The sequence below is a fragment of the Methylocystis sp. H62 genome, assembly GCF_015709515.1.
Classification (GTDB): Bacteria; Pseudomonadota; Alphaproteobacteria; order Rhizobiales; family Beijerinckiaceae; genus Methylocystis.
Genome location: NZ_JADNQZ010000058.1, coordinates 254,638 through 280,273, shown reverse-complemented (window position 1 = coordinate 280,273; position 25,636 = coordinate 254,638). Strand labels below are relative to the sequence as shown.

The following is a 25,636-nucleotide window of genomic DNA, read 5'->3' as shown; positions in this document are numbered from 1 at the left end:
GGAGAACCTCATGTCTACGTTGAAAAAGATTGTCTCTACGAGTCTCGCCGCCAGCGTCATGTTGGGGGCGGTCGCGAGCGCCACGCCGGCATTGGCCTGGTCCAAATGGCATCATCACGGCTATGGCTGGGCGCCTTTCGCCGTGGGCGGCGCGCTCGCGTTAGGCGCAGTGGCGGCGGCGGCCGCGAGCGAGCCGGATTGCGATTACGTTCGCGAGCCGATCTATAGCCGCCGTGGCTATGTCATCGGCTACCGCGCCGTGCCGATGTGCTGACGCAGCCATGATCCAATCGTCAGGAAGGGGCCGGCCTACGCCGGCCTTTTCATTGTGAGGCGCCGCTCACCAGCCGTAATCGAAATACTGACCGATTTCATTGTAGCGCTGCGGATCTTGCAGCGAGAAATCCTGCTGCTCCAGGAAGTAATTGTCATTGGCGTATCGATTGGGCTGCAGATTTCCCTTCGCCGCGTCCGGCGCCGAGCCGTCGTCGAGCCAGTCCTTGCCCGTCGTCAGATTATGCGGCAGAGGAACCGGAAAATCGTCGCCCTGCGTCGCGGTGACCTGACCCGTCGCGACAGGCGCGCGTTGTTTCGATTTCGCGAGAGCGTCGCTCGAAGCAAGCGCGCCAACCAACGCGAGGCCCAACGCCAGTTTCAAAGACTTACGCATTTTTTGAACTCCATTTCGCGTCAAGCGCCACTCTAGCCGGATCGCGCGGCGCATGGCTAGTGTCGATGGCTAGTGTCGGAAGTGGCGCACGCCAGTGAAAACCATGGCGAGACCCTGCGCGTCCGCCGCGGCGATCACGTCCTTATCATTCATGGAGCCGCCCGGCTGGATGACGGCCGTCACGCCTGCCTCGGCCGCGGCCAATAGTCCGTCCGCAAAAGGAAAGAAAGCGTCGGAAGCGACGACGGCCCCTTTCGCGAGACTCACCGTTAACCCCGCCGCGCGCGCGGCCTCCTGCGCCTTGTGCGCGGCGGTGCGCGATGAGTCGACGCGTGACATTTGCCCGGCGCCGATTCCCACCGTGGCGGCGCCCTTCGCGTAGACGATGGCGTTCGACTTGACGTGCTTCACGACGCGGAAAGCGAATTTGAGATCCGCGAGCTCTTCGGCCGTCGGCTGGCGCTGCGTCACAACCTGCAGATTCATCTCGTCAACGACGGCGCGATCGCGCGATTGCGCAAGAAAGCCGCCTGAAACCGAGCGATAGGTCAAGCCGGCCGCGCGCGCATCCGGAACGCCGCCGGTCAACAGCAGACGCAGATTCTTCTTGGCGCCGATGATCGAAATCGACTCTTCGTCAGCGTCGGGCGCGATGATCACCTCGGTGAAAATCTTGACGATCTCGCGCGCCGCGTCGGCGTCGAGTTTGCGATTGAGCGCGACGATGCCGCCGAAGGCGGACATCGGATCGCAGCGCAACGCCTTGGCGTAGGCGTCGACAAGAGTCGCGCCTTCCGCGACGCCGCAAGGATTGGCGTGTTTGACGATGACGACGGCCGCGGTCCGCGCCGGATCGAATTCCGCGACGCATTCGAAGGCTGCGTCGGTATCATTGACGTTGTTGTACGAGAGCTGCTTGCCCTGAATCTGGCGCGCCGTGGCGACACCCGGCCGCTTCTCGCCGGTAAGATAGAAGCCCGCGGATTGATGCGGGTTTTCGCCGTAGCGCATCGGCTCGGCGAGTCGTCCGCCGAAGGCGCGTAGCGGCGGCGAGGCTTCGCCGAGCTGCTGCGCGAGCCAATTGGAGATCGCGGCGTCATAAGCGGCGGTGCGCGCGAACGCCTTCTGCGCGAGCCGCCTGCGCGTCGCGAGCCGCGTTGCGCCCGTCGTCGACGCGAGTTCCTCGACGAGCATCGCGTAATCATCGGGATCGACGACGACCGCGACGTCGTCGTGATTCTTCGACGCGGCGCGGATCATCGCCGGCCCGCCGATGTCGATGTTTTCGACGCATTCTTCGAACGGCGCGCCTTTCGCAAGCGCCGCCTCGAAGGGGTAGAGATTGACGACGAGCAGATCGATCGGTCGGATGTCATGCGCGAGCATCGCCGCTTCATGTTCGGGATTCTCGCGGATCGCCAGAAGGCCGCCATGCACCTTGGGATGCAGAGTCTTCAGCCTTCCGTCCATCATCTCCGGAAACTGCGTGAGATCGGCCACGTCACGAACCGCGAGACCCGCCTCGGCGAGCGCTTTGCGCGTGCCGCCGGTGGAGACAAGCTCCACGCCATGCGTCGCCAGAACGCGCGCGAACTCGACAAGGCCGGTTTTGTCGGAAACGGAAATCAGCGCGCGCGCCACGTGGCGCAAATCGACGGGCATTGCATACTCCTGACTGGCGCCGCGCTTAGCATACCTTGCCGCGGGGAGGAACCTGCGCGCCTGCGCGCCGCCGGAAACTCCAAGCGATCTCAGCCCCGGGAGCCGCCGCCCCTCGCACGATGATTTGGGCGCATTTGCGCGCGCCGCCGGGCGCGGCGAAGAAAATACTGTCTTCGATTTCCGGCGTCAGGTCTTGCGCTTCAAAGATGAGGATTTCGCCATCGGCGAGCGTGAGTTCGATTGCGCCGTCGGCGTTCGTTGCGATGCGCACGCGCGGATGAATGTGAAAGCGCAGAGCGAAATCGCTTGCTTGCGCATGTTTTCCACCGCGCTCCGCAGCGATGAGCCGATCGACTCCGAGGAGTGCGGCGCCATCGGCCGGAAGGGTCAGTTCGCGCTGATGGACAAGGCCGAAATCGCGCACATAGCCGTCATGCGACAAAACGAGCGTCGTCTCGCCCTCGAAACGGCGGCGCTCGACCGCCGTGTTGCGTGGGCCGCCAAGAACGCGCCCGGCGCGCCGGCGTGGCGCGCTCTGCGGCGCGATGCGGGCGCTGGAGCGATCGCCGACGATGAGCGTCGAATGCGCGGCGGTGGCGCGCGCCAGTTCACGCGCATCCAGATGCGGCGCCGAGGGAGCGCCGCAATTGACGACGACCCGCTCGATTCCCAGCGAATATTCGAAAGACAGGCAGCCGGCGTGGGCCGATAGGGAAAATTCGAAAGGCGGCGGCCCGCCGGCGTCGACGATGACCAGCGCGTCGCCGGCCTCCATGCGCTGATAGCCGGCGTATGGGGCGTTGACGGGCGGCGCGCCGCGCGTGTCCTCGTGGGCGAGCGCGCTCGCCAGCCGGTCCAGCGCCGTCGCGCCCATGCCGTTGAACAGCGCCAGCGAGCCGTCGCCATGCTGCAGCATCCGCAGCATCGGCATCATCCGGTCGATGGCGCGCAGGACGGCGGACGGCGTTTGCAGGCCACGCGCCGCAATCACCTGCCGCAATGGCAACAGGTCGAGCAGCAGGTCGACCGCGACCTGCGGATTGCGGCTGGCATGGCCGCCGTCAATGAGGATCTGGCGATCGAGCTCCGCGCTGAGCGCGCGCGACACATGCGGGGCGATCTTGCGGCCGGTGTCCGCGCAAACGGCGAATTCGGCAAGCGCGATGGCGCAGAAGGCGCGATCGGCGCCCCGCGCCCCATCGCCGGCCAGCGCCCGCCAGAGCAGCCGCGCGTTGCGCGCGAGCCCCAACATGAAGGCGTCATAAAAATCGGCGTCGGCGCCGTCGAGCAGCGTCGGCGATTGCGACAGAAACGAGAGGAGGCGCCGCGCGACGACGGCAGGCTCCATCGCCGGATCGTCGGCCGGAATTTTCGGAAGCGAAAGAAAATCCGCGACGAGTTCCTGCGCGGTGGCCAGCGCCACCCTCTTGTCCGAGGCCTGCAAATGCCGCAGCCAGGAAAAGCCTGCAAGGGAGCGCCGCCAGCATTCGGAAGGCGGCGCGACCAGAAAAGGCGATACGCCCCGCGCCTGCACGGTTTTTCCCTCGAAGGAGAAATAGCCGGCGTAGATCTGATCGGCGACCGTCGAATCGGTGGTTCTGATGTCGGGAGGCGCGATGCGCAGCCGCTCCGGCGGCGCGATCGCCATCGACTTCATGAGGTGATAGGGCGCGGCGGCGCCTCGCGCGAAGGCGCCCGCCGCCCGCGCCGCGGAAACGCTCGCCAGCCGAACCCGATCCCGCAACATGATGGCGCTCAGTGGGCGTCCTCCGACAGCGGCTCTCGCGCGATAGGTCCCCACCGGCCGCGCGCCAGCGGGCAATATCAAACCCCGCCTTCCGCTTATAGTCCAAATTTCCGTGACTTCCGAATGAGATCGCGCCGGCTTATGCGCTACGCCATTGCATGCGAAAGGGGGAAAATGGCAATGTCGCGCCTCTTTTTTAGGAGGCTTCGCCCATGCCGCTTTACACGATCGACGGAATCGCGCCGCGCCTGCCGGCTCCCAGCCGGTTCTTCGTGGCTCCAGGCGCGCATGTCATCGGCCGCGTCACGCTGGAGGAAGACGCCAATGTCTGGTTCGGCTGCGTGCTGCGCGGCGACAATGAGTGGATCACGGTCGGCGCCCGCACCAATATTCAGGAAAACAGCATTCTCCACACCGACATGGGCTTCCCGCTCGTCATCGGGCCGGACTGCACGATCGGCCATGGCGTCATCCTGCATAGCTGCATCATCGGCGAAGCGACGTTGATCGGCATGGGCGCGACAATCCTCAATGGCGCGAAGATCGGCGCGAACTGCCTCGTCGGCGCCAATGCGCTCGTGACCGAAGGCAAGGAGTTTCCCGACTATTCGCTGATCGTCGGCTCCCCCGCCAAGGCGATCCGCACGCTCGACGAAGCGGCGCGCGACCGCCATCTCGACTCGGCGAAACATTATGTGGAGAACGGCCAACGCTACGCGAGCGGGCTGACGCTGATCGGCTGAAAGCAGCCTCACCGCGACACATACAGCGGGGCGCTGGTCGCCGGGCCAATCGCCACCCAGGCGTTCTGATTTTGCTGCGACTGCCGCTTGACGAAGCGATAGGGAGCGCGCGTCCAGGGCCGCATCTCGTTGGAAAGATTGTCGAGCACGAATTCGCCGTGGTTGGTCTTGACCGTCAGGACGGAATGGCCGTCGCCGTTTTTCTCCTTCACCACGGTCAGCAGCAGCGCCTGCCGGGGAAAGCCTTCCTCGATCAGCATGCGGCGCTTTAGAAGCGCGAAATCCTCGCAGTCGCCCTTGCCGTCGCTCGGATAATCCCACTGATCGACCGCGCCCCAGTGATCGGCGTCGGCGATCGGGTCGATATTCTCATTCACCCAGGCGTTGATGCGCGCGATCTTGCGATAGACGGCGGCGGTGAGTTCGACCTCCTGCGGCGCGGTTTCCTCGTTCTGGCATTCGCCCCGGTAGCGCTGGCAGAAGTCCACCCAGCCGTAGGGCACGCTGGTTTCGGCGCCAAGCGTGGCGAAACTCGCGGTTTCGGGTCCGGCGAAACTTTTTGCATTGACGGCGATAAGCGCCGCGCCCGCCATCCCGAGAGCCACAACCGCCTTGCTAACGATGCCCAACATAACCCGCCTCCGTGACATGAGGCGAGGTTAGTTTTCTTGTTTTGCTTTCGATGAAAGTATTTCAGCCGCATTTTACGCGAACGCGTTTAGATTTTCTGAGGTCTTCGGTAAGTATAATTTCGTCTTATGGGAATGCATAAAATTTGATGCGATCTCCTATCACACTGAACTGCATCAATTTTTTTCCTGCCAGGCGTTTCGTTTTCGGCCCTTCCGGCCAACCCCACTTAAGCTTCGAGGACCGCCGGTTAATATGCGACCGTTCCGGCGGTTAACGCGCCCGCTCGGCGCGCAATTTTTTTTAGCGAGTGTGACGGCGCGCCTTCGTGGAAGCGCAAATTCGTCACAGAGGTTTACGCACTGGCCGAGGAATGGGACCGTTGCGAGACCGGCTGACGCCCGGTTGGCGAGCAGGAAACGGGCGAGCGCATTCCCGCGCGAATGCGTATAGCGTCGGAAAAAACAATCGGCCTTGGAGCAGACCTTTGGAGAAGCAGCGGCTTGAAGCCTTCAGCGACGGCGTCATTGCGATCATCATCACGATCATGGTGCTCGAACTGAAGCCGCCGCATGAGGCGAGCTTCGCGGCGCTCGCGCAGCTCGCCCCGGTGTTTTTCAGCTATGTTTTGAGCTTCGCCTATATCGCCATCTACTGGAACAACCACCATCATTTGCTGCAGGCGGCGTCGCATGTGACGGGCCGGGTGCTGTGGGCCAATATCCATTTGCTGTTCTGGCTGTCTCTCATTCCCTTCGCCAGCGCATGGATGGCGGAGAACCATTTTGCTGGAGCGACGGTCGCGGTCTATGGCGCAGCGCTGCTGGCGCCAGCCATCGCCTATTTCATCCTCAGCCGAATGCTTCTGAAGACGCACGGACCCGAGTCGACGCTCGCGCGCGCGCTGGGCGTCGACGTCAAAGGCAAGATTTCGGTGGTGCTTTATCTTCTCGCCATCGGGCTGACGCTGATTGATCCACGAATTTCGCTGGCGATTTACGTGCTCGTGGCGCTGATGTGGCTTGCGCCAGATCCGAGAATCGAGCGCGTTCTTACCGAGAAGCGCGAACGCTAACGATACAGCCAGGCGTTCCGCGCCAGCATGCCGCGTCCGCCGAGCGCGCGGATCGCAAGATTGCGCGCCGCGGCCGGCAGTCCGCGCATATGGAAATAGCCGCCCTGGCGACGAGACGCGCCCACGACCCGATCGGCGCGGGGAAGCCTTGCGCCCTCATAGGCGGCGAAGGCGGTTTCCACCGTCGCGCCCAGTCGCATGAAGGATTCGCCCAAGGCGTCGGCGTCTTCGATCGCCTGCGCCGCGCCTTGCGCCAGAAAGGGGACCATCGGATGCGCGGCGTCGCCGAGGAGCGTCACCGGTCCCTGCGTCCAGTGTTCCAGGGCCGGCCGCGTGAACAAAGGCCAGTGGCGCCAGGAGGCGCCGGCTTCGATCAAGTCGCGCAGTTCCGCCGCGATTTTACGCGGCGCGAGTCGGCGCGTGAGCGCGGCGCCGTCAAGCGACAGGCTTGAGCCGGCGTCCTCCGCCTCCAGCGGCTCTTCGATGATGACGACGGCGTTGATCATTGAGGCGTCGCGCAGCGGATAATGCACGACATGGGCGCCCGGCAGCAGCCAGAGATGCGATTCGCGCACGCGCAGCGCCGCCGGAACCCGGTCGGCGGGCAGCGTCGCGCGCCAGGCGACGCAGCCGGAATAGGCGGGCGCGTCGCGCTCCGACGGGACGAGATGGCCGCGCACGCTCGAGCGCACGCCGTCGGCGCCGATTAGGCCCGCCGCCTCGATTTCCTCGACGCCGTCCTGGGTGTGCACGCGCATGCGAACGCCTCGGGCGGTCGCTTCGAAATCGCCGACGCGGGCGCCGGCGCGGACATGCGTCTGCGGATTGTCCAGCGCCGCCTGCAGCAGCGCGCCCTGCAAATCGGCGCGGTGGAAAAGCCGGAACGGCGCGCCCCAGCGGGTTCTTGCGGCGGAAAGATCAAGCCGCGCCAGAACGGCGCCGTCCCGCCCGCGGCGAATATTGATGGCCTGCGGCTCCAGAGCGACGGCGGCGAGGGCCGGCTCGAGCCCGAGCTTGGCGAGAATACGGCCGGCGTTCGGCGCGATCTGAAATCCGGCGCCGATCTCTTCGATCCGAGCCGCGCGCTCGAGGACCAGCGTGCGCTTGCCGGCGCGCGCCAGCGACAGGGCCGCGGCGAGGCCGCCAATGCCCGCGCCGGCGATGACGATCGGCGCGTTCACCCGCGAGCTTCTATCAGGCGGCGGTGTCTTCAGAGATGCGATAGACGCATTCGGCCGGGTCGGCGCCGCCGCGCAGCGCCGCGTCGTAGACGTAATGCGTCGAGCAATAGGGGCAGATCGCCTCCGAGCCAGCGCCCATATCGAGATAGACATGCGGATGGTCGAAGGGCGGGAGCGCCCCGATGCACATGAATTCCTTGGCCCCGATCCGGATCTGCGCGACGCCGGGCTGATTGTGGAAATGGGGCGTGTAATGCTGGGCCATGATCCGCTCCTTGAGAGGCGCCGGGGCGGCGGGAACTGTCCCGCCCCTATAGTCCAGCGGGCGTGCGTTGGATAGGGGTTCGAGCAGTTTCGTTTTTTAAAAGGGAGCCACTTTACGTGTTCCGGTTTTTCTGCTTCGGTCCCCAAACAATTCGTCAACTGGCGGCGGAGATATCTCCGGCTCAGGAGGTATTTTCGGCGCTGTTGAACGTTGGAGCATTACCTCGTCCAGTTTTTTCCTTTTCTGTTTTTCCAACTCTTCCTTTTGCTTTGATAACTGCAACTTGTCTTCGAACGTCAATTGAGCTGAAACGGGACACTCCCCATTCTGATTACCGTTCAGAATGAGTTGGATTAGTTCTAGAGCGCCTTCGCCGGCAGCTGCGATCTGAGACAAGCCACGATATGAGTCTCGCAAAAGCCCTCGCAGAATGAAAATGGCGTTTACGTCACGAACACAAATGAGATCATGCAGTATATCGCCCACCGCCTTCTCACGATCAGGTCCCCGGGCCTTATTCAGTTCGCCTTGCCAATTTGCAACGGCCGCGGGCGATTGGGCATAGCGACACTTTTCGTCAGTATTGCTATAAGCGAGGCAAGCAATTCGTGAAAGCGCTTCCGTTCGTACTCTTCCCTCCGGAAAGCCTTCTATTAAGGCTTTCAAATCTGTATAGGACGCTCTGCTCCACAGAGAGCCATCCATTTGCGCCGAACTCCAATCCGGATTGTTAAGCTGCATAGGCGCATGTTCTTTGCCACTAAATTTTTCTCCGAAATTGGCCCGCCAAAAATAAGGGGACTGTAACGAAGCAGCCCTGAAAGTAACGTCGACTAGCGAGGTTCCCTGAAGTTGTGTGCTATCTAAAGAGGCACCTTCAAGCTGAGCATTGTCGAGCGATGCTCCATGCAATTCAGAGAAATGCAAAATTGCTCCCTTTAGATTTGCATTTTCAAGCGACGCAGCCTGTAAGTGAGCTGTTGACAGCAAAGCGCCTTGAAGATCAGCATATCTAAGTTGGGAACCCTCCAAGTGCGCTCCGCTTAGGAAGGCACCCTCAAGGTGAGCGGAAGCGAGCGAAGCAACTTGAATTGTGGCCAAGTTTAGATGTGCCCCTTGCAATTTTGCAACAGCCAATGAAGCTCCAGTTAAGTCTGCAAAGCTGAGCATTGCCCCTGTCAGCTTTGCCCCCACTAAGTATGCGCCTTCAAGGTCTGCCCAACGGAAATCTGCGCCTTTACCGAAGTCCGCCGCCAGGAAATCCGCATACTCTAGGTGTCTCTCTCGAAGGCTGATAGAATGCTCTTTCTTATCCAGTTTTTCGTGATCCATATCTAACGCGTCATAAAGGTTAAACTCGGGTAACCGCAAAGTATTTAAAGGCCAACTTCCAGTCGTTAGCCCGTCCATGGCGCGGACTTCTCCAAATATAAAGTTTGTTGCTGCCTTGGGTTCGATTATCGCAAACCATGCGTATGGATAGCGCTTCCATTCTCCCGGGAAGGTAGCAACTATCCACGAGAAATATATTGCAAGCCCGCTGACGGCTCCGCTCATTAACGCAGCGGACCGAACGTTCGACATCCTGAAATCTGTTGCTCGGCGTTGAAATGGATTGAATGCGGCTAAAGAGAAGCGTGAATGCAATTGCTTAGTTTCGGCGTCCCTCGCAGCGAGAATTTCCACCCAGAGCCACCAAACCAGCCCAAGATCGGCAAGCACCGTGAAGCGATGCAGCCAGGTGATTCGCCAGTCGTGATATGGTAGAAACTGTAACTGTACCAGCACAAGCAATGCGACTGGCAAGATGGCTAGCGTCATCCAGGCAATAGATTTCAATAGCAATCCGAAAGCACCCTCGCGAAAGTCGTCCGGGCCGGCGAGAAACTGCACAAAGATATTGCTCGGCAGCTGCCGTCGCAGACCGGTGCGAATTCCATGTGCCTGCGCCTCCTGCGCGGAATGACTGTCGCCGCTCTTGATTTGCTCCCGCAGTAGCTTGTGAAACCGTTTCGCTTTGTCGGAAAGCATGACGAAGTGCGCCATCGTATAAGCGTGGCTGATCAGGAACAACAGGGGCGCCAGTATGAAAAAGGCGAGCAGCGGAAGCTTAATGTTATTTAAGAATGGTAGGTCTATTGGTCTTTCCAGCAGCAAATCGACGTGGGTTACCGCGCCTGCTGCGAGGGCCAGGTAAAAAAGAACAAAGAGATAGGAAATCCAAAGCGCTCCACTGACAGCTGCTGCATCCTCCACTGCTTTCTTAATCGCCTTGAGATCATCGGCTTCTGAGGCAATTGGGGGCAAAACCAGCGATTTTTCTGATTGGCGCTGATGATCTTGCGCTCTCTTAAGAAAGGGCAATCTGTCGGGCATTGAAATGACCCCTTATTAAAGAAGGCCATTTTGTGCCTGGTGGACGGAAAAAAGCAATCTTCGCGAAGCGCTAATCGCGGTCCGATACGCCGAGGGCCCTCAGCCGCGCGCGCTCTTCTTCGCTGAGCGCCTTGGCCGGCGTGGCGGGGAAGCCTGCCCGTCGCCGCGCCGCCATCCAGATGGCGGCGGCGCCCGCGAGCAGCGCGATCAGCGGTGCGGCCCAGAGCAGCAGCGTGCCGAGCTTCACCGGCGGGCGGAGCAGCACGAAATCGCCATAGCGCGCATGGACGAATTCGCGCACCTGCGCGTCGCTCATCCCCTCCTTGAGCTTCTCGCGCACGAGCACGCGCAAATCCTTGGCGAGCGAGGCGTCGGAATCATCGATCGACTGGTTCTGGCAGACGAGGCAGCGCAGCTCCGTGGTGATCGCCCGCGCCCGCGCTTCGAGCGCCGGATCGGCAAGCCTTTCGCCCGGCGTGACGGCGTAAGCGGTCAGGGGGAAGAGAACGAGCGCGATGAAGACCCCCACCCCAACCCTCCCCCGCTTCGCGGGAGAGGGAGCCAGATTCGGCGATTTCTCGCCATCCGACAAATACCGATCGTTAGGGTCCCCTCTCCCGCGACAGCGGGGGAGGGACAGGGAGGGGGCTTCGACGCTCATTCCGCCGGCTCCAAGGCTGGCGCGGCGGCGCGGCGGGCGACGCCGATGCGCAAGCGCCGGTCGGCGAGCGACAGCCCGCCGCCGATCGCCATAATCAGCGCGCCGATCCAGATGAGCGTCACGAGCGGCTTCCAATACAGCCGCGCGTCGATCGTTCCGTCCTCATGAGAGTCGCCAATCGCCGCATAGACTTGGCCGAGCCCGAGCGTCACGATGCCCGCCTCCGAGCGCGCCATGCGCCGCGCCTGATAGAAGCGCTTGGCCGGTTCGATCGTCGCGAGCGTCGCGCCGTCCTTGCGCACCGCCATCACCGCATAGACTTCCGAATAATTCGGTCCCTGGCGCGGCGAAACGGAGTCGATGCCGATCTGATAGGGACCGACGTCGTAGAAGCTCGCGGGCTTCATCGCGACGATGGTTTCGACGCCCCAGCCGGTCGCGGCGAGGCCGAGCAGAGTCAGCCCCATGCCGGCGTGAGCGATCGACGTGCCGAAGACGGACAGCGGCAGCCCGGCGAGCCGCTTCAGGCTCGCGCGCCCCGAGCTTCCCCGCACGCGCAGCGCGAGATCGCTCAAAGCGCCGACGACGAGATAGATCGCGATGCCGGCGGTAACGATGGAGAGGAAGGGCGTTCCGTACCAGGCGCCGAAAGCCGCCGTCGCGACGACGCCGACAATGAAGGCGATGCGCAGCCGCTGCAAAGCGGCGGCGAGATCGCCGCGCTTCCAGGCGAGCATCTGGCCGATCGGCATCAGCAAGGCGAGCGGCAGCGCGATCGGGACCAGCACGGTGTTGAAGAAAGGCGCGCCGACGGAAATCTTTTCGCCGGTGATCGCTTCCAGCGCCAGCGGATAGAGCGTTCCGACGACGACGGTGGCGCAGCACGCCGAAAGCAGCAGATTGTTGAGGACGAGCGCGCCTTCGCGCGAGATGGGCGAAAACAGGCCGCCGACGGGCAGCGCGCCGGCCCGCAACGCGAAGAGCGCCAGCGCGCCGCCGATAAAGAACCCGAGAATGGCCAGAATGAACACGCCGCGATCGGGATCGCTCGCGAAGGCATGCACCGACGTCAGCACGCCGGAGCGCACGAGAAACGTGCCGAGCAGAGAGAGCGAGAAGGCGAGGATCGCGAGAAAGATCGTCCAGACCTTGAGCGCCTCGCGCTTTTCCATCACGGCGGCGCTGTGCACAAGCGCCGTGCCGGCGATCCAGGGCATCAGCGACGCGTTCTCGACCGGGTCCCAGAACCAGAAGCCGCCCCAGCCGAGCGTGTAATAGGCCCAATACGACCCCATCGCGATGCCGAGCGTCAGGGCGATCCAGGCGAAGAGAGTCCAGGGGCGAATGACGCGCGCCCAGCCGGCGTCGATGCGTCCGCCAATGAGCGCGGCGGCGGCGAAAGAGAACACGATCGAAAAGCCGACATAGCCGAGATAGAGCAGCGGCGGATGGATCGCGAGGCCCGGGTCCTGCAGGATCGGGTTGAGATCGCGCCCTTCCCACGGCGCCGGCGCGACGCGCGCGAACGGATTTGAGGTCAGCAGAATGAAAAGGAGAAAGGCCGCGCCGAGCAGCCCCTGCACGGCGAGCGCGTCGGCGCGCAGCCGGTCGGGAATTGCGTTGGAGAAAACCGCGATCAGCGCGCCGCAAAAGGAGAGAACGAGCACCCACAGAAGCATCGAGCCTTCGTGGTTCCCCCAGACGCCGGAGATTTTATAGATGAAGGGCTTCAGCGAGTGCGAGTTCTCGATCACGTTGACGAGCGAGAAGTCGGAAACGACATGGGCGTAGGTCAGCGCGCCATAGGAGAGCGCGACGAACAGGAATTGCGTGATCGCCGCGGGGCGCGCGACGCGCATCAGCGCGGCGTCATTCAAGCGCGCGCCGATGAAGGGGATGGCGAATTGCGCCAGCGCCAGGGCGAGCGCGAGGACAAGCGCGTAATGTCCGGTTTCAACGATCATGCAGACCTTCCAAGGATCGCAAGAAAGGGCGCATATCCCTCCCCTTGACGGGGAGGGTCGAACCGCGACGCGGTTCGGGGTGGGGTGATCTCGCAGAGGGACTGTGAAATCGCCCCCCACCCGTTCGCTTCCCGCAAGGGGGAGGTATGAACACGGCAGCCGCCCATCACTTCGTCTCTCCCTGCCAGACGCCCTGCTTCTTTAGAGCGTCCGCCACGTCGCGCGGCATGTAGCGTTCATCGTGCTTGGCCAGCACGCTGTCGGCGCGAAAGCCGCCGAAGGGCTGCAGCACGCCGTCAACGACGACGCCCTGCCCTTCGCGAAAGAGATCCGGCAGCAGGCCCGTGTAGGACACCGCAAGATCGCTCGTCTTGTCAGTGACCGTGAAGTTCACATCTTGGCCATTCTTGACCACCGTGCCTTCCTTCACCAGACCGCCGATGCGCAGCCGCGCGCCGGAGGCCGTTTGCTTCTTCGCAAGCTCCGAGGGCGTGTAGAAGAACACGATATTGTCGCGAAGCGCGAACAGCATAAGCCCGGCGGCGAGGCCAAGAACCGCCATCGCGCCGCCAATCAACGTCAGCCGCTTTCCCTTACGCGTCATTATTCTGAACGCTCCCATACGGCCCCGCAGGGCCGCTCTCGCGAAGAGGCAAAACGTCTAGCCTCCGATATTCAGCTCCTTCGCCAGCGCCTCGATGCGAGCCATGTCGTCCTGCTTACTGGCGAGCGCCTTGCGCGCGTCGGTCACGGCCTTTCTGGCCTTTTCGGTCTCGGCGAGGACGCTATAGGCGCGAATGAGCTTTAGCCATCCCTCGACGTCGTCGCTCTTGGATTCGAGCCGCGAGGCCAGCCGATCCACCATGCCGCGGATCATCTCCTGACGTTGGTCGGCGGGCATCGCCGCGATCGCTTTGCCCTGCTCGCTCGACGGCCCGCGCGCGACGACCGGCGGGCTTGCTTCGCCGCGCAGAATGGCGAGCTGGGCGTTGACCGCCTTCAGATAAGCGGCGTCGGCGGGCGCGTCAGCAGCCATCTTCGAAAAGATTGCGATCGCCTTGTCCTTCTCGCCGGCCTGCGCCGCCGCCACGCCGAGGTAATACTGCGCCTCGGGCGCCGCCGCGTCGAGCGCGAGCGCCGCCTCGAAATCGTTCCTGGCTTGGGGCGTCACCACGCCTTGAGCGACGACGACGCGCGCTTCTCCGAGCGCCGCATGTCGCGCCGCGGTTGCGCCCAAAAGTCGCAGCGCCTCCGAATAGGCGTGGACGGCGTCTTCGCCGCGCCCCGTGCGCAGCAGATATGGCGCGATGACTTCGTAGCCGCGGCCGTCTTCGGGATGCTCGCGCAAATGCTGTTCGATGCGCGCGACGGCGCCGGAGAGGTCGTTGCGGTCCGGCGCGGAGTCGAGCCGCGCGGTCAGCGGCATGTCCGGAATGTCGGAATGGCCGAGCCGCGCATAAAGCATCAGCGCGACGGCGGGGATGACCACGATGGCGGCGAGGGCCGCGCCGAGCGCGAGTTTGCGCGAAGCGACGACCCGCGCCTTTGGCGCGGCTTCCGCGCGCAACAGACGGCGCGCCGCCTCGGTCTTCGCGGCCTCAGCGTCCGTTGCGTCGAGGCGACCTTCCTCGCGCTCGCGCGCGATTTCGGCGATCTGCTCCTCGAAAAAGGCGACGTCGGCGGCGCTTTCATCCTGCGCCCCATTCCGCATGGCGAGCGGCGCCAGCACCGCCATCACCGCGGCGCCGGTCAGCAAGGCGAAGATAAGCCAGATCATGCCCGCTCTTTAAGGCTTTGCGCTCCCTATTGGAAGGGCGGCCATTGCCCCTGCACGCCCGTCCATCGGATATTCGCCCCAAGGGAGGCTCGGTGATCACGCGGCTTGCAATTTCCGGCTATCGGTCGATTCGCGATCTGGTCCTTGCGCCGGGGCGGCTCACCATCGTGACTGGCGCCAACGGCGCCGGCAAATCCAGCCTTTATCGCGCGCTACGCCTTCTTGCCGATGTTGCGCAGGGGCGCATCATCCAATCCCTTGCCCGGGAGGGCGGACTGAATTCGACGCTTCGGGCTGGGCCAGAGAAATTCTCCCGCGCCATGAAAGCAGGCGAAACGCCGATAGAGCCGTTGGCGCGCCAGTCGCAAAAGGCGGTGAAGCTCGGCTTCGCTTCGAAGACCTATGGTTATGCGATCGACCTCGGTCCAACTTCCAATGCTACGGAGGCCTTCCCGCTCGATCCGCAGATCAAGCTCGAGGCGCAATGGACCGGAGAATATCTCGGCCATGCTAATCTTTTCGCCGAGCGACGGGGACCGAGCGCACGCATTCGCGGGGAAAATGGCGAATGGCGGCAGGCCGCGGCTTCACTCGCCGGCGTCGACAGCATGATGACGCACTGCGCCGACCTGCGCGAAGCCTATGACCTCTCAATCTTGCGTGAGACGGTGCGGAGCTGGCGCTTCTATGACAATCTGCGCGCCGACCGCGAAGCGCCGGCGCGACGCCCGCAGATCGGCACCTTCACCCCCGCGCTCGCCGATGACGGCGCAGACCTCGCGGCGGCGCTCGCAACCATTCTGGAAGTTGGCGACGCGGACGGCCTGGGAGAGACGATCGACGACGCCTTTTCATCCAGCACGATCAATATTTCGGCATCGGACGGTTACGTGGAGACGCTGATGCGCCAGCACGGTTTGCTTCGGCCGCTACGCGCCGCGGAACTCTCGGAAGGCACGCTGCGCTATCTGCTGCTCGTCGCTGCGCTGCTGACGCCGCGCCCGCCGCCGCTGATGGTGTTCAACGAACCTGAAGCGAGCCTCCATCCCAATCTCATCGGCGCGCTGGCGCGGCTGATGCGCAAGGTCTCCAACAAGACGCAGCTTTTCGTCGTGTCGCACTCTGCCCAGCTGGTCTCGGAACTGAGAAAAGACCATTGTTGCGTCGAAATCGCGCTAGAGAAGCGTCTGGGCGAGACCCTCGCGCCCGAACATGAGTCGCCAAAATGGCGCTGGCCGTCACGGTAGCGCTTGACTGGCGGGCGCGCCTAATCGGAACTGCGCTGGATCCTCATGCGAGACCTCATGCTCCGAGACCCTCTTTCTCCGAGACCCTCATGCTCATCAACACGCCCTCCATCGAACAGCTTTCCAACGTCATCTCGCAGGTCACTGGCCCCGCTTTTCTGCTTGCAGCCGAGGCGCAGCTCTTGTCGGTGCTCGTCTCGCGGTTGGAGCGCATCGTCGATCGTTCGAGAAGCATCGCCGGGATGGACGCAGACAGCGCCGAATACGCCCAGCTGAAAGCTGAATTGCCGATCCTCAGAAAGCGCGGCTTGCTGATGCATTACGCGATGTATTGGGGCGTGGCGAGCTGCATCGTGACGAGCGTTCTCGTGATCGTCAGCTTCGGGGCGGCTTACCTTCATGTGCGCCACGAGTATGGCGCGGGATTGCTGTTCGCCGTGGCGATGGCGCTCTTCACCGCCGCGCTGGTCGCCTTCGCGAGAGAATTGCAGCTTGCATATCTGGAGATTAGCGGCGGCGCTATGCCTTCCCAAAGACCCGCGCAAAAATCACGTCCACGTGTTTGAAGTGGTACGAGAGGTCAAAGAGCGCGTCCAACTCTGACGGCGATAGTTTCGCGCTTACATCCTTGTCCTGCCCGAGCAGGGTGCGGAAATCGCCATCGAGATTATTTTCTTGCGACGGGCGTCCTTCGAACGCCCGATGCCAGACCGGCATGGCGTTACGCTGCACCATGGCGTAGGCGTCTTCGCGCGAGACGCCTTTTTGGGTCAGCGCCAGAAGCACGCGCTGCGAATGAATGAGCCCGCCGAGCTTCTCCAAATTCTTGCGCATATTTTCGGGGTAGACGACGAGATTGTCGATGACGTTCGTCAAGCGCGCCAGCGCGAAGTCGAGAGTGACCGTCGCGTCGGGCCCGATCATGCGCTCGACGGACGAATGCGAAATATCGCGCTCATGCCAGAGCGCGACGTTTTCCATGGCGGGAATCGCCATACCGCGCACCAGCCGCGCAAGGCCGGTCAGATTCTCGGTCAGCACCGGATTGCGCTTGTGGGGCATGGCGGACGAGCCCTTCTGCCCGGGGGAAAAATATTCCTCCGCCTCGAGCACCTCGGTGCGCTGAAGATGACGGATTTCGATGGAGAGCCGTTCGACCGACGACGCCACGACGGCGAGCGTCGCAAAAAACGCCGCGTGGCGGTCGCGCGGAATGACTTGCGTCGAGATCGGCTCGACGGTCAGTCCCATCTTATGCGCCACATAGCCTTCGACCCGCGGATCGATGTTGGCGAAGGTGCCGACGGCGCCAGAAATCGCGCAGGTCGAAATTTCCTTGCGCGCTTCAACGAGCCGCTGCCGCGCGCGGGTGAATTCGGCGTAGGCCTGCGCCAGTTTCAGCCCGAAGGTCGTCGGCTCGGCGTGAATGCCGTGCGAGCGGCCGATCGTCGGCGTGTATTTGTGCTCAAAAGCGCGCGTTTTGAGCGCGGAGAGCAGCGCTTCGACGTCGGCGATCAAGAGATCCGCGGCGCGCGACAATTGCACGGCGAGACAGGTGTCGAGCACATCTGAGGACGTCATGCCCTGATGCACAAAGCGCGACTCGGCGCCGATGAATTCGGCGAGATGGGTCAAAAAGGCGATCACGTCATGTTTCGTCACCCGCTCGATTTCGTCGATCCGCGCGACGTCAAAGGTGACGAAATCCGCTTTGTCCCAGATCGCCTTGGCGCTCTCCCGCGGGATGACGCCGATCTCCGCGAGCGCGTCGCAGGCGTAGGCCTCGATCTCGAACCAGATGCGAAACCGCGTCTGCGGCTCCCAAATCACGGTCATCTCGGGTCTGGAATAGCGGGGGATCATCCGGCGCGCCCTGAAAATTTGTGGAAGAAGAGAGGCGCTAGCATGCGCGTTGCATCAAAGTCCATATATGGGGCGACCAGCTTGGAGGATTCATGCAGTCGACGGATGTCGTCGTTCTTGGCGCCGGAATCGTCGGCGTCAGCGCCGCGCTGCATCTGCAGGCGCGCGGCCGCGACGTCGCGCTCATCGATCGCGTCGGCGCTGTGGGACAGGAGACGAGCTTTGGCAACGCCGGCCTGATCGAACGTTCTTCCCTCATCCCCTATCTGTTCCCGCGCGATCCGGCGAAACTCATCAAATATGCGCTGAACCTTCTGCCGGAGGCGCGTTATCACGTCTCGGCAATGCCGGCGGTGGGGCCCTGGCTTTTGCGTTATTGGCGCGAGAGCGCGCCAGAGAGGGTGCAGCGAAATATTGAGGCGCGACGCCCGCTGATCGAACACAGCCTGAGCGAGCATGAGGCGCTGATCCAGCAGGCAGGCGCCGGCGAGCTGTTGCGCAGAACCGGCTGGATCAAGCTGCATCGCAGCGAGCGGACTCTCGCCGCCGGCCTTGCCGACGCGGAGCGGCTGCGCGCCTATGATCTGCATATCGATACGCTCGACTCGGCCGGGGTCGCGGCGCTGGAGCCCGATCTCGCGCCGATCATGGGCGGTATCCATTACCGTGACACCGCTGCGATCATCGATCCCGCCGCTCTGTCGAAAGCCTATGCCGATCTGTTTGTCGCACGTGGCGGGCGATTGCTCGCCGGCGACGCGCGCAGCCTTTCACAAGAGCCGGACGGGCGCTGGCGCGTCGAGGCCGCGCAAGGGCCGCTCGTCGCCGGCGCCGCGGTCGTGGCGCTCGGCCCCTGGTCGGACGCCGTCTACGGACCGCTCGGCTATCGGATTCCGCTCGGCTGGAAGCGCGGCTACCATATGCATTACGCCGCCAAGGACGGCGCAAAGCTCAATCATCCGATCCTCGACGCCGACGTCGGTTATCTTTTGGCGCCGATGCGCCGCGGCGTCCGGCTGACGAGCGGCGCCGAATTCGCCCGCCGCGACGCGCCGCCAACGCCGGTGCAGATCGAGGTTTGCGAACCGACGGCGCGGCGATTGTTTCCGCTCGCCGAACGGCTGGACCCCGAACCCTGGCGCGGCGCGCGGCCCTGCCTGCCGGACATGCTGCCGATTATCGGTCCGGCGCCGCGTCATCGCGGCCTATGGTTCGATTTCGGCCATGCGCATCATGGGCTGACGCTTGGGCCGGTGTCCGGCCGGCTCCTCGCCGATATGATGACGGGCGAACAGCCCTTCATCGATCCCGCGCCGTATCGGGCCGATCGATTCTGAGCCGGGGTGGTTTGTGGGACTCCCGCGAGGCTATTCCGCGCCGACGAGCTTTAAGGCGCGATCCAAAACCCTCACCACGCGCGCGAGATCATGTCCGCGCCGAAGCACGAGCCCCGTCGCTGCGATCACGGCATAGGCGCCCTGCCGACGCGCCAGCGCCGGGTCCTTCTCGATTCGATACAGCGGCGCCTCGCTCGCCCGCCGGAAAATGGAGAACACGGCCTTGGCCGGCGTGAAGTCGATGGCGTAGTCGCGCCATTCCCCCTGCGCGACTTTCGCGCCGTAAAGATTGAAGATGACGTTGAGTTCCGGGCGGCTGAACGAGACCGCCACGCCGCGCTTGTCTCCCCGACCTCCCGACGCCGCGTCCGGCGAAGCGCCGTTCACGACGACGAGCGCGGGTCGAACCCGGCTGGGCTCCGTCGTCTCCGACTCCGCCATGCGTCCCGTTCTCCTCGACCTCTCTTAACCATGTTGGCCCGCAAGGATGCGCCGGGCAAGACTTAATGACTGGTTTACGACGAGAATCTTCGCGTCCGTGCGCGATGATAAGATTTGGCTGGGAAGAATCATACTTTCGCCGGCATGGCGCCCCTTGCCAGCCAAACGGGCCGCCCAAAATGAGGTTCATTGCCTCGACAGCTCGAGGCCACGCGTTTTCGGTTTCGTCAGCCCCCCAGCCCCCCGAAGGCGTGCGGTTCAGAGATTTAGAGGTCGTGGCGATGGTCGGGCCGGCCGGGAGTTTCGCTCCCGCGCCGGCTCGTCTAGCTTTGGCTCAATCCAGCTTTAGCTGGCGCGATGGGCCGGCGAGCCGGCGAGCCTCTTGCAAATTCCTCATCAATGACGAATTCAGGAGCCGCAGTCGCGTCGCCCGCGACGCCCCTTCTCTTTTTGTATTCATTGGAGAGAACATGACCGACGACGCCGCATCCGTCGACGCGGCGGCTCCCGCCGCCGATCCGCAACCCGCCGCCAATTTCGGTTTTGAGGCCGACGTCGCGCGGCTGCTCGAGATGATGACGCATTCCGTCTATTCGGAGCGCGACGTCTTTCTGCGCGAACTCGTCTCGAACGCCGCCGACGCCTGCGAAAAGCTGCGTTACGAGGCGCTTTCCGACGAAAAACTCGCCACGCAAGCCGCCGCGCCGCTCGTTACGATTTCACTCGATCAGGAGAAGCGCACGCTGACCGTCGCCGACAATGGCGTCGGCATGTCGCGCGAGGAGCTGATCAGCGCCCTCGGCACCATCGCCAATTCGGGCACGCGCGCCTTTCTCGACAAACTCGGGAAGGAGAAGGACGCCGGCTTCATCGGCCAGTTCGGCGTCGGCTTCTATTCCGCCTTCATGGTCGCCGACCACGTCGAGGTCGCGACGCGGCGCGCCGGCGAGGATCTGGCCTGGCTGTGGCGTTCAGACGGCAAGGGCTCCTATCAGATCGCGGCTCTGCCGCTCGAAGAGGCGCCCGCCGTCGGCGCCCGCGTCACGCTGCATCTCAACGCCGACAGCGATGAATTTCTCGACGGCTCGCGGGTTGAAAGCGTGGTGTGCGAGCACTCGGGCGCGATCGCCGCGCCGATTGATCTCATCGCGGCGCCGGGCGAAGAGCCTCGGCGAATCGCCGAAGGCGTCGCCCTGTGGACGAAGCCCAAGTCCGACATCACGCATGAGCAATATGTCGACTTTTACCGGCAATTGTCCGGTCAGCTGGACGAGCCCGCGCTGATCGCCCACTGGCGCGCCGAAGGACGCACCGAATATACGGTGCTCGCCTTCGTTCCTGGGGCGCGGCCCTTCGATCTCTTCGACCCGGCGCGAAAGAGCAAATCCAAGCTGTATGTGCGCCGCGTGCTGATCTCGCGCGACATGGAGCTGCTGCCCGCCTGGCTGCGGTTTATGCGAATCGTCGTCGACAGCGCCGACATTCCGCTCAATGTCTCGCGCGAGATGGTGCAGAAAAGCCCGGTCGCCGGCGCGATCGGCAAGGCCATCGCGACCCGCATTTTGCAGGAACTCAAGAAGCTCGCCGACGCCGAGCCCGAAAAATTCGCGGACGTGTGGAAGAACTTCGGCTCCGTGCTCAAGGAAGGGCTGCATGAAGACCCGAGCCGCCGTGACGCTCTGTTCGAAATTGCGCGATTCGCCTCGACGAAATCCGAGGAACAGACCCGCACGCTCAAGGATTACGTCGCCGATCTGAGGGAAAATCAGACGGCGATTTATTATCTCGTCGGCGACGATATGAAGCGGCTGCGCGCCAGCCCGCAGCTTGAAGGATTCCGCGCGAGGGGCGTCGAAGTGCTGCTTCTCGACGACGCCGTCGACGCCTTCTGGGTGACGAGCGCGCTCGGCTACGAAGGCAAGCCGTTCAAATCCGTCACGCAGGGCCAGGCCGACATCGATTCGATCGCGCTCGTCGAGGACGCCAAGACGGAGGCGACGCCGCCGGCCGACGTCGCCGACCTGCTGGCGGCCCTCAAGGAGACGCTTGCCGAATATGTGGACGACGTGCGCGCCTCGACGCGTCTGACAGACAGCGCCGTCTGCCTCGTCGCTCCCGACAGCGGGCTCGATCGCCAATTGTCCCGCCTTCTGGCCGAACATGGACAACAGGCGGCCTTCGGAAAGCCGGTTTTGGAGATCAACCCGAGGCATGAAGCGATCGTTGCGCTGGCGACGGCGTTGCGCGCAAAGGGGCGTGAAGCGGCGCGCGACGAGCAGTTCCTGCTGCTCGATCTCGCCCGCGTCGCCGACGGCGAGCATCCCATCGACGCAGCGGCTTTCGCGAAAAGACTGACGGCGCTTCTCGCCAGCCGGGGGTAGAGATGAATCTGGGCGCGAGGAAAGCCGCAACGAGCGATCCGCTGACGCGCGCCCAGGCGATCGCGACAGTTGCGGACTATCTTGGCGCGCGGGGGGTCGATGACGCGCAGGAGGACGCACGCGCCCTGCTGCGCGCCGCCACGGGGCTGACGCGGCTCGAACTCGCCATGACGCCGCGCGCGCCGCTTTCGGACGAGGAGGCGCGCGCCCTCTCCCGCTACGCGGCGCGACGGGCCGCCCGTGAGCCGGTGTCGCGCATTCTTGGAGAGCGCGGATTCTGGACGCTCGACCTCGCCGTCGCGCCGTCAGTGCTCGATCCGCGGCCCGACACGGAAACGCTGGTCGAGACGGCGCTGCGCGTCGTTGCGGACAGGCGCGACGCGCCGCTCTCGATTCTCGATCTCGGCGCCGGCTCGGGCGCTATCGCCTGCGCGCTCCTCAGCGAGCTTCCGGCGGCGCGCGCCCTCGCCGTCGATCTCTCGCAGGACGCCTGCGCGGCGACCGCTGCAAATCTCGCCCGTTGCGGCCTGTCGGACCGCGCGGCGGTTGTGCGCGGCCGCTGGGCGGAGGCGCTCCAGGCGCGTTTCGACCTTATCGTGTCCAATCCCCCCTATGTGCGCACCGAGGATATTGCAGGGCTCGATCCCGAGGTGCGGCTCCATGATCCGGCGCTGGCGCTCGACGGCGGCGCCGACGGGCTCGAGCGATATCGGGAGATCATCGGCGACCTGCCGCGGCTGATCGACGAGGACACGGTCGTCCTGTTCGAGGTCGGCTTCGATCAAGCTGGCGGCGTCGCCGCGCTGTTGGAGGCCCAGGGCTTCAACATCGAGCGTGTGGCGCGCGACGTTGGGGGCCACGAGAGGGTCGTGGCGGCGCGGCTTGGCCCGCCAATGCCGTGACATATTGGCGACAGTACCCGCTTTTTTGGCTCGTCTCGCCGCGCTCGGCCTTGTTGCCGGCCACCCCCTCCACTATAGTCATCCCCAGGTCCAGCCGATCGCCGACTTCGAGAAGAACTCGAACGCTTTGGCTCCGCTTCGCGAACGGAAGCCCGAAACGACCGGCCAGGAGCAACGTCGAAATCGACATGAAAGCGCCGGAGTGAAGACCACTTCGATTGTCGGGAGCGTTGCGATCCGGCAGGCAGGCATGCAATCGCGTTGGACGTCAAGCCGTTGCGCTGAGGGGAATTGGCGCAAAGCTACGTGGGGCCGCCGATTGGCGCCGACTTGAGGAAAATCGACTCGCGCACAGCGTTATCGAAGCTTGAGGTCCGAAAACGGATTGCTGTCGCCTGTCCGTTCGCGCATGCGCCGGGCGAAGGAATTTAGCGGCGACGTTATTGGGAACGCCGCGCAGGCGGGGCCGAGCGCAGCAAGATTTCGGGGAGTTTGATGAGACCAGGGCAAAACAAGAGAATGCGCGGACGGCCCAACAACAACCGCAAAGGGCCAAATCCGCTTACACGGTCCTATGAGTCGAATGGCCCCGACGTGAAGATCCGCGGCACGGCTCAGCATGTCGCCGAAAAATACCTTCAGCTGGCGCGCGACGCGCAGTCCTCCGGCGACACGATCATGGCCGAGAGCCTGCTGCAGCATGCGGAGCACTATTTCCGGCTGATCGCCGCCGCGCAGCAGCAACAGCAAGTCAACGGCTATGGGCGCCCGCAGCTGGAAGCGGAAGTCGACACTTCCGAGGACGACGACGATTTCGCCCCGCTTCCGGACCGTTTCGCGCCGCTTGCCGAACGGCTCCCAGCCCCGGCTTTCCAGCCGCCGCCGCCCTTCGCGTCGCAACCACAACCACAGCCGCAGCCGCATTTCTCGCAGCCGCAGCCGCAGCCCCAGCCTTTCGAGGAGCGCCCGATCGGCGAGATGCGCGCCGGCGAGCGCGTGGAGCGTCCGGAACGGCAGCAGCGGCCGGAACGACCGCCGTTTAACCGGGACCGAAACGCCGAAGGCGGCGAGCGTCCTCGCCACCAGGGATATGAGCGCGGTCGCGACCGCCGCTTTCAGCCGCGCCCGGAGGCCAGCGCGGCCGAGAGCGAACCAGGGACGGCGCTTCCTTCATTCATCACCGCGCCAGTGGCGCGCGCCGCTGTTCCCAGCGAGGGCGCGGGCGCGGAACCCGTTCTCGAGCGCGAGAATGCGCCGCGTGAAAACGAGGGCGGAGTCAATTATCATTTGAGTTCACGCCGGCGCCGGCGCCCGCGCCCGCCGATGGATGACGTCGCTGGCGGCGCACGGGACGATGAATCGCCGCAGGTGGGCGAACTTCCGCTGGAGCCCGATCGGTTCTAGCAGAAAGCTTCGGGGTCGAAGCTGATCGCGTCGCCGGCCTTGATCCGGCCACCCGCGATCACCCGCGCGTAAACGCCGCAATCGATGTGGCCGAAGTTCTGGCGCAGCGTTTGAACGAGATCCATGTCGCGTCGCCCCGTGCCCGGCTCGACGCCTATGGCCGCGCAGCGATCGGTCATTTTGAGCACCTCGAGCCGGGCGCCGCCGATCGACAGGGTTCGCCCCAAGAGCGCCGCTTCGGCCCACGCGTCCATGTCTTCGACATAGAGATTGGCGCGAAACCGCAGCGGATCCAGCGCGGCGCCTTGCGCCTGCGCAATCGCCGCAACGCTCGCCAAATTGACGAGTGAGACGAATCCCGACTTCGAATCCGTGAAGCGAAAGCCGTCGGGCGCCGCCAGAAGCCGCACGGGGCCACGGATTTCGGGCCCAAGAAAGCCAGTCAGGAAGGCCTCGATGGGTTGGCGCCCTTCGGCGAACCGCAAATCCCCTCGCGCGACCTCGCGCCCTGCCCTGGCGATCGTCAATACGCCTGTCGCGTCATCGTAGCGCGTCGCAAGACCCGCGAGCCCGCCGTTCCTCATCAGCATCAGAAATTTGATTTTTGGCTGATGCTCGGGCGCCGCGGGATCGAAGCCTGAAGCGCCGTTTTCCAGCGCGAACAGCCGATCTCCCGGAAAGTAATCCCCAGTCTTCAGATCGGCGGCGTCCAGCGGCTCCGGCGAGAGGCCCTTGACGGGATAGCGGTAGAGAGAGGCGAGTCGCATGGACGTCCCTGTTCGGTGACAAGTCGAGGCGAATTGCCTACACCTCCCCAGCCGTCACGAAAACAGCGCCGCCGTTTCGCAAGGAGAGCCAGCCATGCCGGACAAGACGCTCACGGTCCTCGTTCTGGCCGCAGTGGCGTTTTCCGCCGCGCATGATCTCGACCACCTGTTGCGCGACGATTTCTCGCAACCAAGGGCATGGGCGATCGCCGCCGCCTTTCTTTCGGTGAAATACGCGCTCACGGGCGCCGCGCTGTATTTCTATTTCCGCGGCAAGATCGGCGCGGGGTTCTGGGCGGTCATCGGCGTTCTTGGCGCCGTGGCGCTGTGGTTCGCGCATCTGAGCCCCGCCGCCGAGCAGCGGCCGCCTGACATTTCTGCGATGTACGGCAGTCCCATCGCTGGGTTCATCGCCTCGGGACTGGTCTATGCGATGACGCTGTCGCTCGCGGCCCTCGCGCTCTATGGCGGATGGCGCGCGGTTTGGACGGACAGGCGCGGTTAATCGATGCATCTTCGCTTGCGGTCGAGTCCGCGCTTTCG

General features: G+C 63.9%; 24 protein-coding genes. 10 read left to right on the top strand and 14 right to left on the bottom strand.

What is annotated here, in order from left to right:
• The first annotated feature begins 10 nt into the window (after window positions 1-10).
• A complete protein-coding gene (locus IYY11_RS18035; protein ID WP_196405130.1) occupies window positions 11-274 on the top strand; it encodes a hypothetical protein in 264 nt (87 codons plus the stop codon).
• 66 nt (window positions 275-340) lie between these two features.
• Here the strand turns inward: IYY11_RS18035 and IYY11_RS18030 are convergent, their stop codons facing one another.
• The 3 genes from IYY11_RS18030 to IYY11_RS18020 form a co-directional block, all read right to left on the bottom strand.
• A complete protein-coding gene (locus IYY11_RS18030; RefSeq protein WP_196405129.1) occupies window positions 341-670 on the bottom strand; it encodes a cellulose-binding protein in 330 nt (109 codons plus the stop codon).
• Window positions 671-739: 69 nt separating this feature from the next.
• A complete protein-coding gene (gene purH / locus IYY11_RS18025; RefSeq protein ID WP_196405128.1) occupies window positions 740-2,332 on the bottom strand; it encodes a bifunctional phosphoribosylaminoimidazolecarboxamide formyltransferase/IMP cyclohydrolase in 1,593 nt (530 codons plus the stop codon).
• A 25-nt stretch (window positions 2,333-2,357) separates the two neighbouring features.
• A complete protein-coding gene (locus tag IYY11_RS18020) occupies window positions 2,358-4,079 on the bottom strand; it encodes a heparinase II/III family protein (protein ID WP_196405127.1) in 1,722 nt (573 codons plus the stop codon).
• 212 nt (window positions 4,080-4,291) lie between these two features.
• Here IYY11_RS18020 and IYY11_RS18015 point away from each other — a divergent pair, with 212 nt between their 5' ends.
• Entirely contained in the window at window positions 4,292-4,822 is a 531-nt protein-coding gene (locus tag IYY11_RS18015; RefSeq protein ID WP_196405126.1) for a gamma carbonic anhydrase family protein, read from the top strand.
• Window positions 4,823-4,830: 8 nt separating this feature from the next.
• On the opposite strand, the gene IYY11_RS18010 is transcribed toward IYY11_RS18015, so the two are convergent.
• Entirely contained in the window at window positions 4,831-5,454 is a 624-nt protein-coding gene (locus IYY11_RS18010; RefSeq protein WP_196405125.1) for a transglutaminase-like cysteine peptidase, read from the bottom strand.
• Window positions 5,455-5,939: 485 nt separating this feature from the next.
• Between IYY11_RS18010 and IYY11_RS18005 the strand changes: the two genes are divergently transcribed.
• Window positions 5,940-6,527 (top strand): TMEM175 family protein, encoded by a 588-nt coding sequence (locus IYY11_RS18005; protein ID WP_196405124.1) that lies wholly within the window; start codon window positions 5,940-5,942, stop codon window positions 6,525-6,527.
• Here IYY11_RS18005 and IYY11_RS18000 read toward each other — a convergent pair.
• From IYY11_RS18000 to ccmI, 7 genes are all read right to left on the bottom strand, one after another.
• Window positions 6,524-7,708 carry an FAD-dependent monooxygenase gene (locus tag IYY11_RS18000; protein ID WP_196405123.1) on the bottom strand — a complete coding sequence of 395 codons (1,185 nt, stop codon included), beginning with the start codon at window positions 7,706-7,708 and terminating at the stop codon, window positions 6,524-6,526. The two genes, IYY11_RS18005 and IYY11_RS18000, sit on opposite strands and share 4 nt — an antisense overlap.
• Window positions 7,709-7,721: 13 nt before the next feature.
• Window positions 7,722-7,973 carry a zinc-finger domain-containing protein gene (locus tag IYY11_RS17995; protein WP_014890291.1) on the bottom strand — a complete coding sequence of 84 codons (252 nt, stop codon included), beginning with the start codon at window positions 7,971-7,973 and terminating at the stop codon, window positions 7,722-7,724.
• Between the two features lie 96 nt (window positions 7,974-8,069).
• A complete protein-coding gene (locus tag IYY11_RS17990) occupies window positions 8,070-10,349 on the bottom strand; it encodes a pentapeptide repeat-containing protein (protein ID WP_196405122.1) in 2,280 nt (759 codons plus the stop codon).
• A 70-nt stretch (window positions 10,350-10,419) separates the two neighbouring features.
• Window positions 10,420-10,878: a cytochrome c-type biogenesis protein gene (locus IYY11_RS17985; RefSeq protein WP_196405121.1), complete on the bottom strand. Its 459-nt coding sequence runs from the start codon at window positions 10,876-10,878 to the stop codon at window positions 10,420-10,422.
• Window positions 10,879-11,006: 128 nt separating this feature from the next.
• A complete protein-coding gene (locus IYY11_RS17980; RefSeq protein WP_196405120.1) occupies window positions 11,007-12,974 on the bottom strand; it encodes a heme lyase CcmF/NrfE family subunit in 1,968 nt (655 codons plus the stop codon).
• A gap of 166 nt (window positions 12,975-13,140) precedes the next feature.
• On the bottom strand, window positions 13,141-13,578 hold the full coding sequence (gene ccmE, locus IYY11_RS17975; protein WP_196405119.1) for a cytochrome c maturation protein CcmE: 438 nt from the start codon (window positions 13,576-13,578) through the stop codon (window positions 13,141-13,143).
• Between the two features lie 57 nt (window positions 13,579-13,635).
• Entirely contained in the window at window positions 13,636-14,751 is a 1,116-nt protein-coding gene (gene ccmI, locus IYY11_RS17970; protein ID WP_196405118.1) for a c-type cytochrome biogenesis protein CcmI, read from the bottom strand.
• A 92-nt stretch (window positions 14,752-14,843) separates the two neighbouring features.
• On the opposite strand from ccmI, the gene IYY11_RS17965 reads away from it, so the two are divergent.
• A complete protein-coding gene (locus tag IYY11_RS17965) occupies window positions 14,844-15,998 on the top strand; it encodes an AAA family ATPase (RefSeq protein WP_196405117.1) in 1,155 nt (384 codons plus the stop codon).
• Window positions 15,999-16,087: 89 nt separating this feature from the next.
• The gene (locus IYY11_RS17960; RefSeq protein ID WP_196405116.1) at window positions 16,088-16,564 is read left to right on the top strand and encodes a DUF2721 domain-containing protein; all 477 of its coding nucleotides are present in this window, start codon (window positions 16,088-16,090) and stop codon (window positions 16,562-16,564) included.
• Here IYY11_RS17960 and purB read toward each other — a convergent pair.
• Complete coding sequence (purB, locus tag IYY11_RS17955; protein WP_196405115.1) at window positions 16,518-17,861, bottom strand: adenylosuccinate lyase; 1,344 nt, start codon at window positions 17,859-17,861, stop codon at window positions 16,518-16,520. The two genes, IYY11_RS17960 and purB, sit on opposite strands and share 47 nt — an antisense overlap.
• Before the next feature lie 92 nt (window positions 17,862-17,953).
• On the opposite strand from purB, the gene IYY11_RS17950 reads away from it, so the two are divergent.
• The gene (locus tag IYY11_RS17950; protein ID WP_196405114.1) at window positions 17,954-19,198 is read left to right on the top strand and encodes an FAD-binding oxidoreductase; all 1,245 of its coding nucleotides are present in this window, start codon (window positions 17,954-17,956) and stop codon (window positions 19,196-19,198) included.
• A 30-nt stretch (window positions 19,199-19,228) separates the two neighbouring features.
• On the opposite strand, the gene IYY11_RS17945 is transcribed toward IYY11_RS17950, so the two are convergent.
• Window positions 19,229-19,639, bottom strand: coding sequence for a DUF2794 domain-containing protein (locus IYY11_RS17945; RefSeq protein ID WP_196405113.1), 411 nt, complete (start codon window positions 19,637-19,639; stop codon window positions 19,229-19,231).
• A gap of 470 nt (window positions 19,640-20,109) precedes the next feature.
• On the opposite strand from IYY11_RS17945, the gene htpG reads away from it, so the two are divergent.
• From htpG to IYY11_RS17930, 3 genes are all read left to right on the top strand, one after another.
• On the top strand, window positions 20,110-22,020 hold the full coding sequence (gene htpG, locus IYY11_RS17940; RefSeq protein ID WP_246720068.1) for a molecular chaperone HtpG: 1,911 nt from the start codon (window positions 20,110-20,112) through the stop codon (window positions 22,018-22,020).
• A gap of 2 nt (window positions 22,021-22,022) precedes the next feature.
• Complete coding sequence (gene prmC / locus IYY11_RS17935) at window positions 22,023-22,922, top strand: peptide chain release factor N(5)-glutamine methyltransferase (RefSeq protein WP_196405111.1); 900 nt, start codon at window positions 22,023-22,025, stop codon at window positions 22,920-22,922.
• Between the two features lie 495 nt (window positions 22,923-23,417).
• Window positions 23,418-24,326 (top strand): DUF4167 domain-containing protein, encoded by a 909-nt coding sequence (locus tag IYY11_RS17930; RefSeq protein WP_246720067.1) that lies wholly within the window; start codon window positions 23,418-23,420, stop codon window positions 24,324-24,326.
• Here the strand turns inward: IYY11_RS17930 and IYY11_RS17925 are convergent.
• Window positions 24,323-25,093, bottom strand: coding sequence for an MOSC domain-containing protein (locus IYY11_RS17925; protein ID WP_196405109.1), 771 nt, complete (start codon window positions 25,091-25,093; stop codon window positions 24,323-24,325). The genes IYY11_RS17930 and IYY11_RS17925 overlap by 4 nt on opposite strands.
• A 94-nt stretch (window positions 25,094-25,187) precedes the next feature.
• Here IYY11_RS17925 and IYY11_RS17920 point away from each other — a divergent pair, with 94 nt between their 5' ends.
• Entirely contained in the window at window positions 25,188-25,598 is a 411-nt protein-coding gene (locus IYY11_RS17920; RefSeq protein WP_196405108.1) for a hypothetical protein, read from the top strand.
• Window positions 25,599-25,636: the final 38 nt, after the last annotated feature.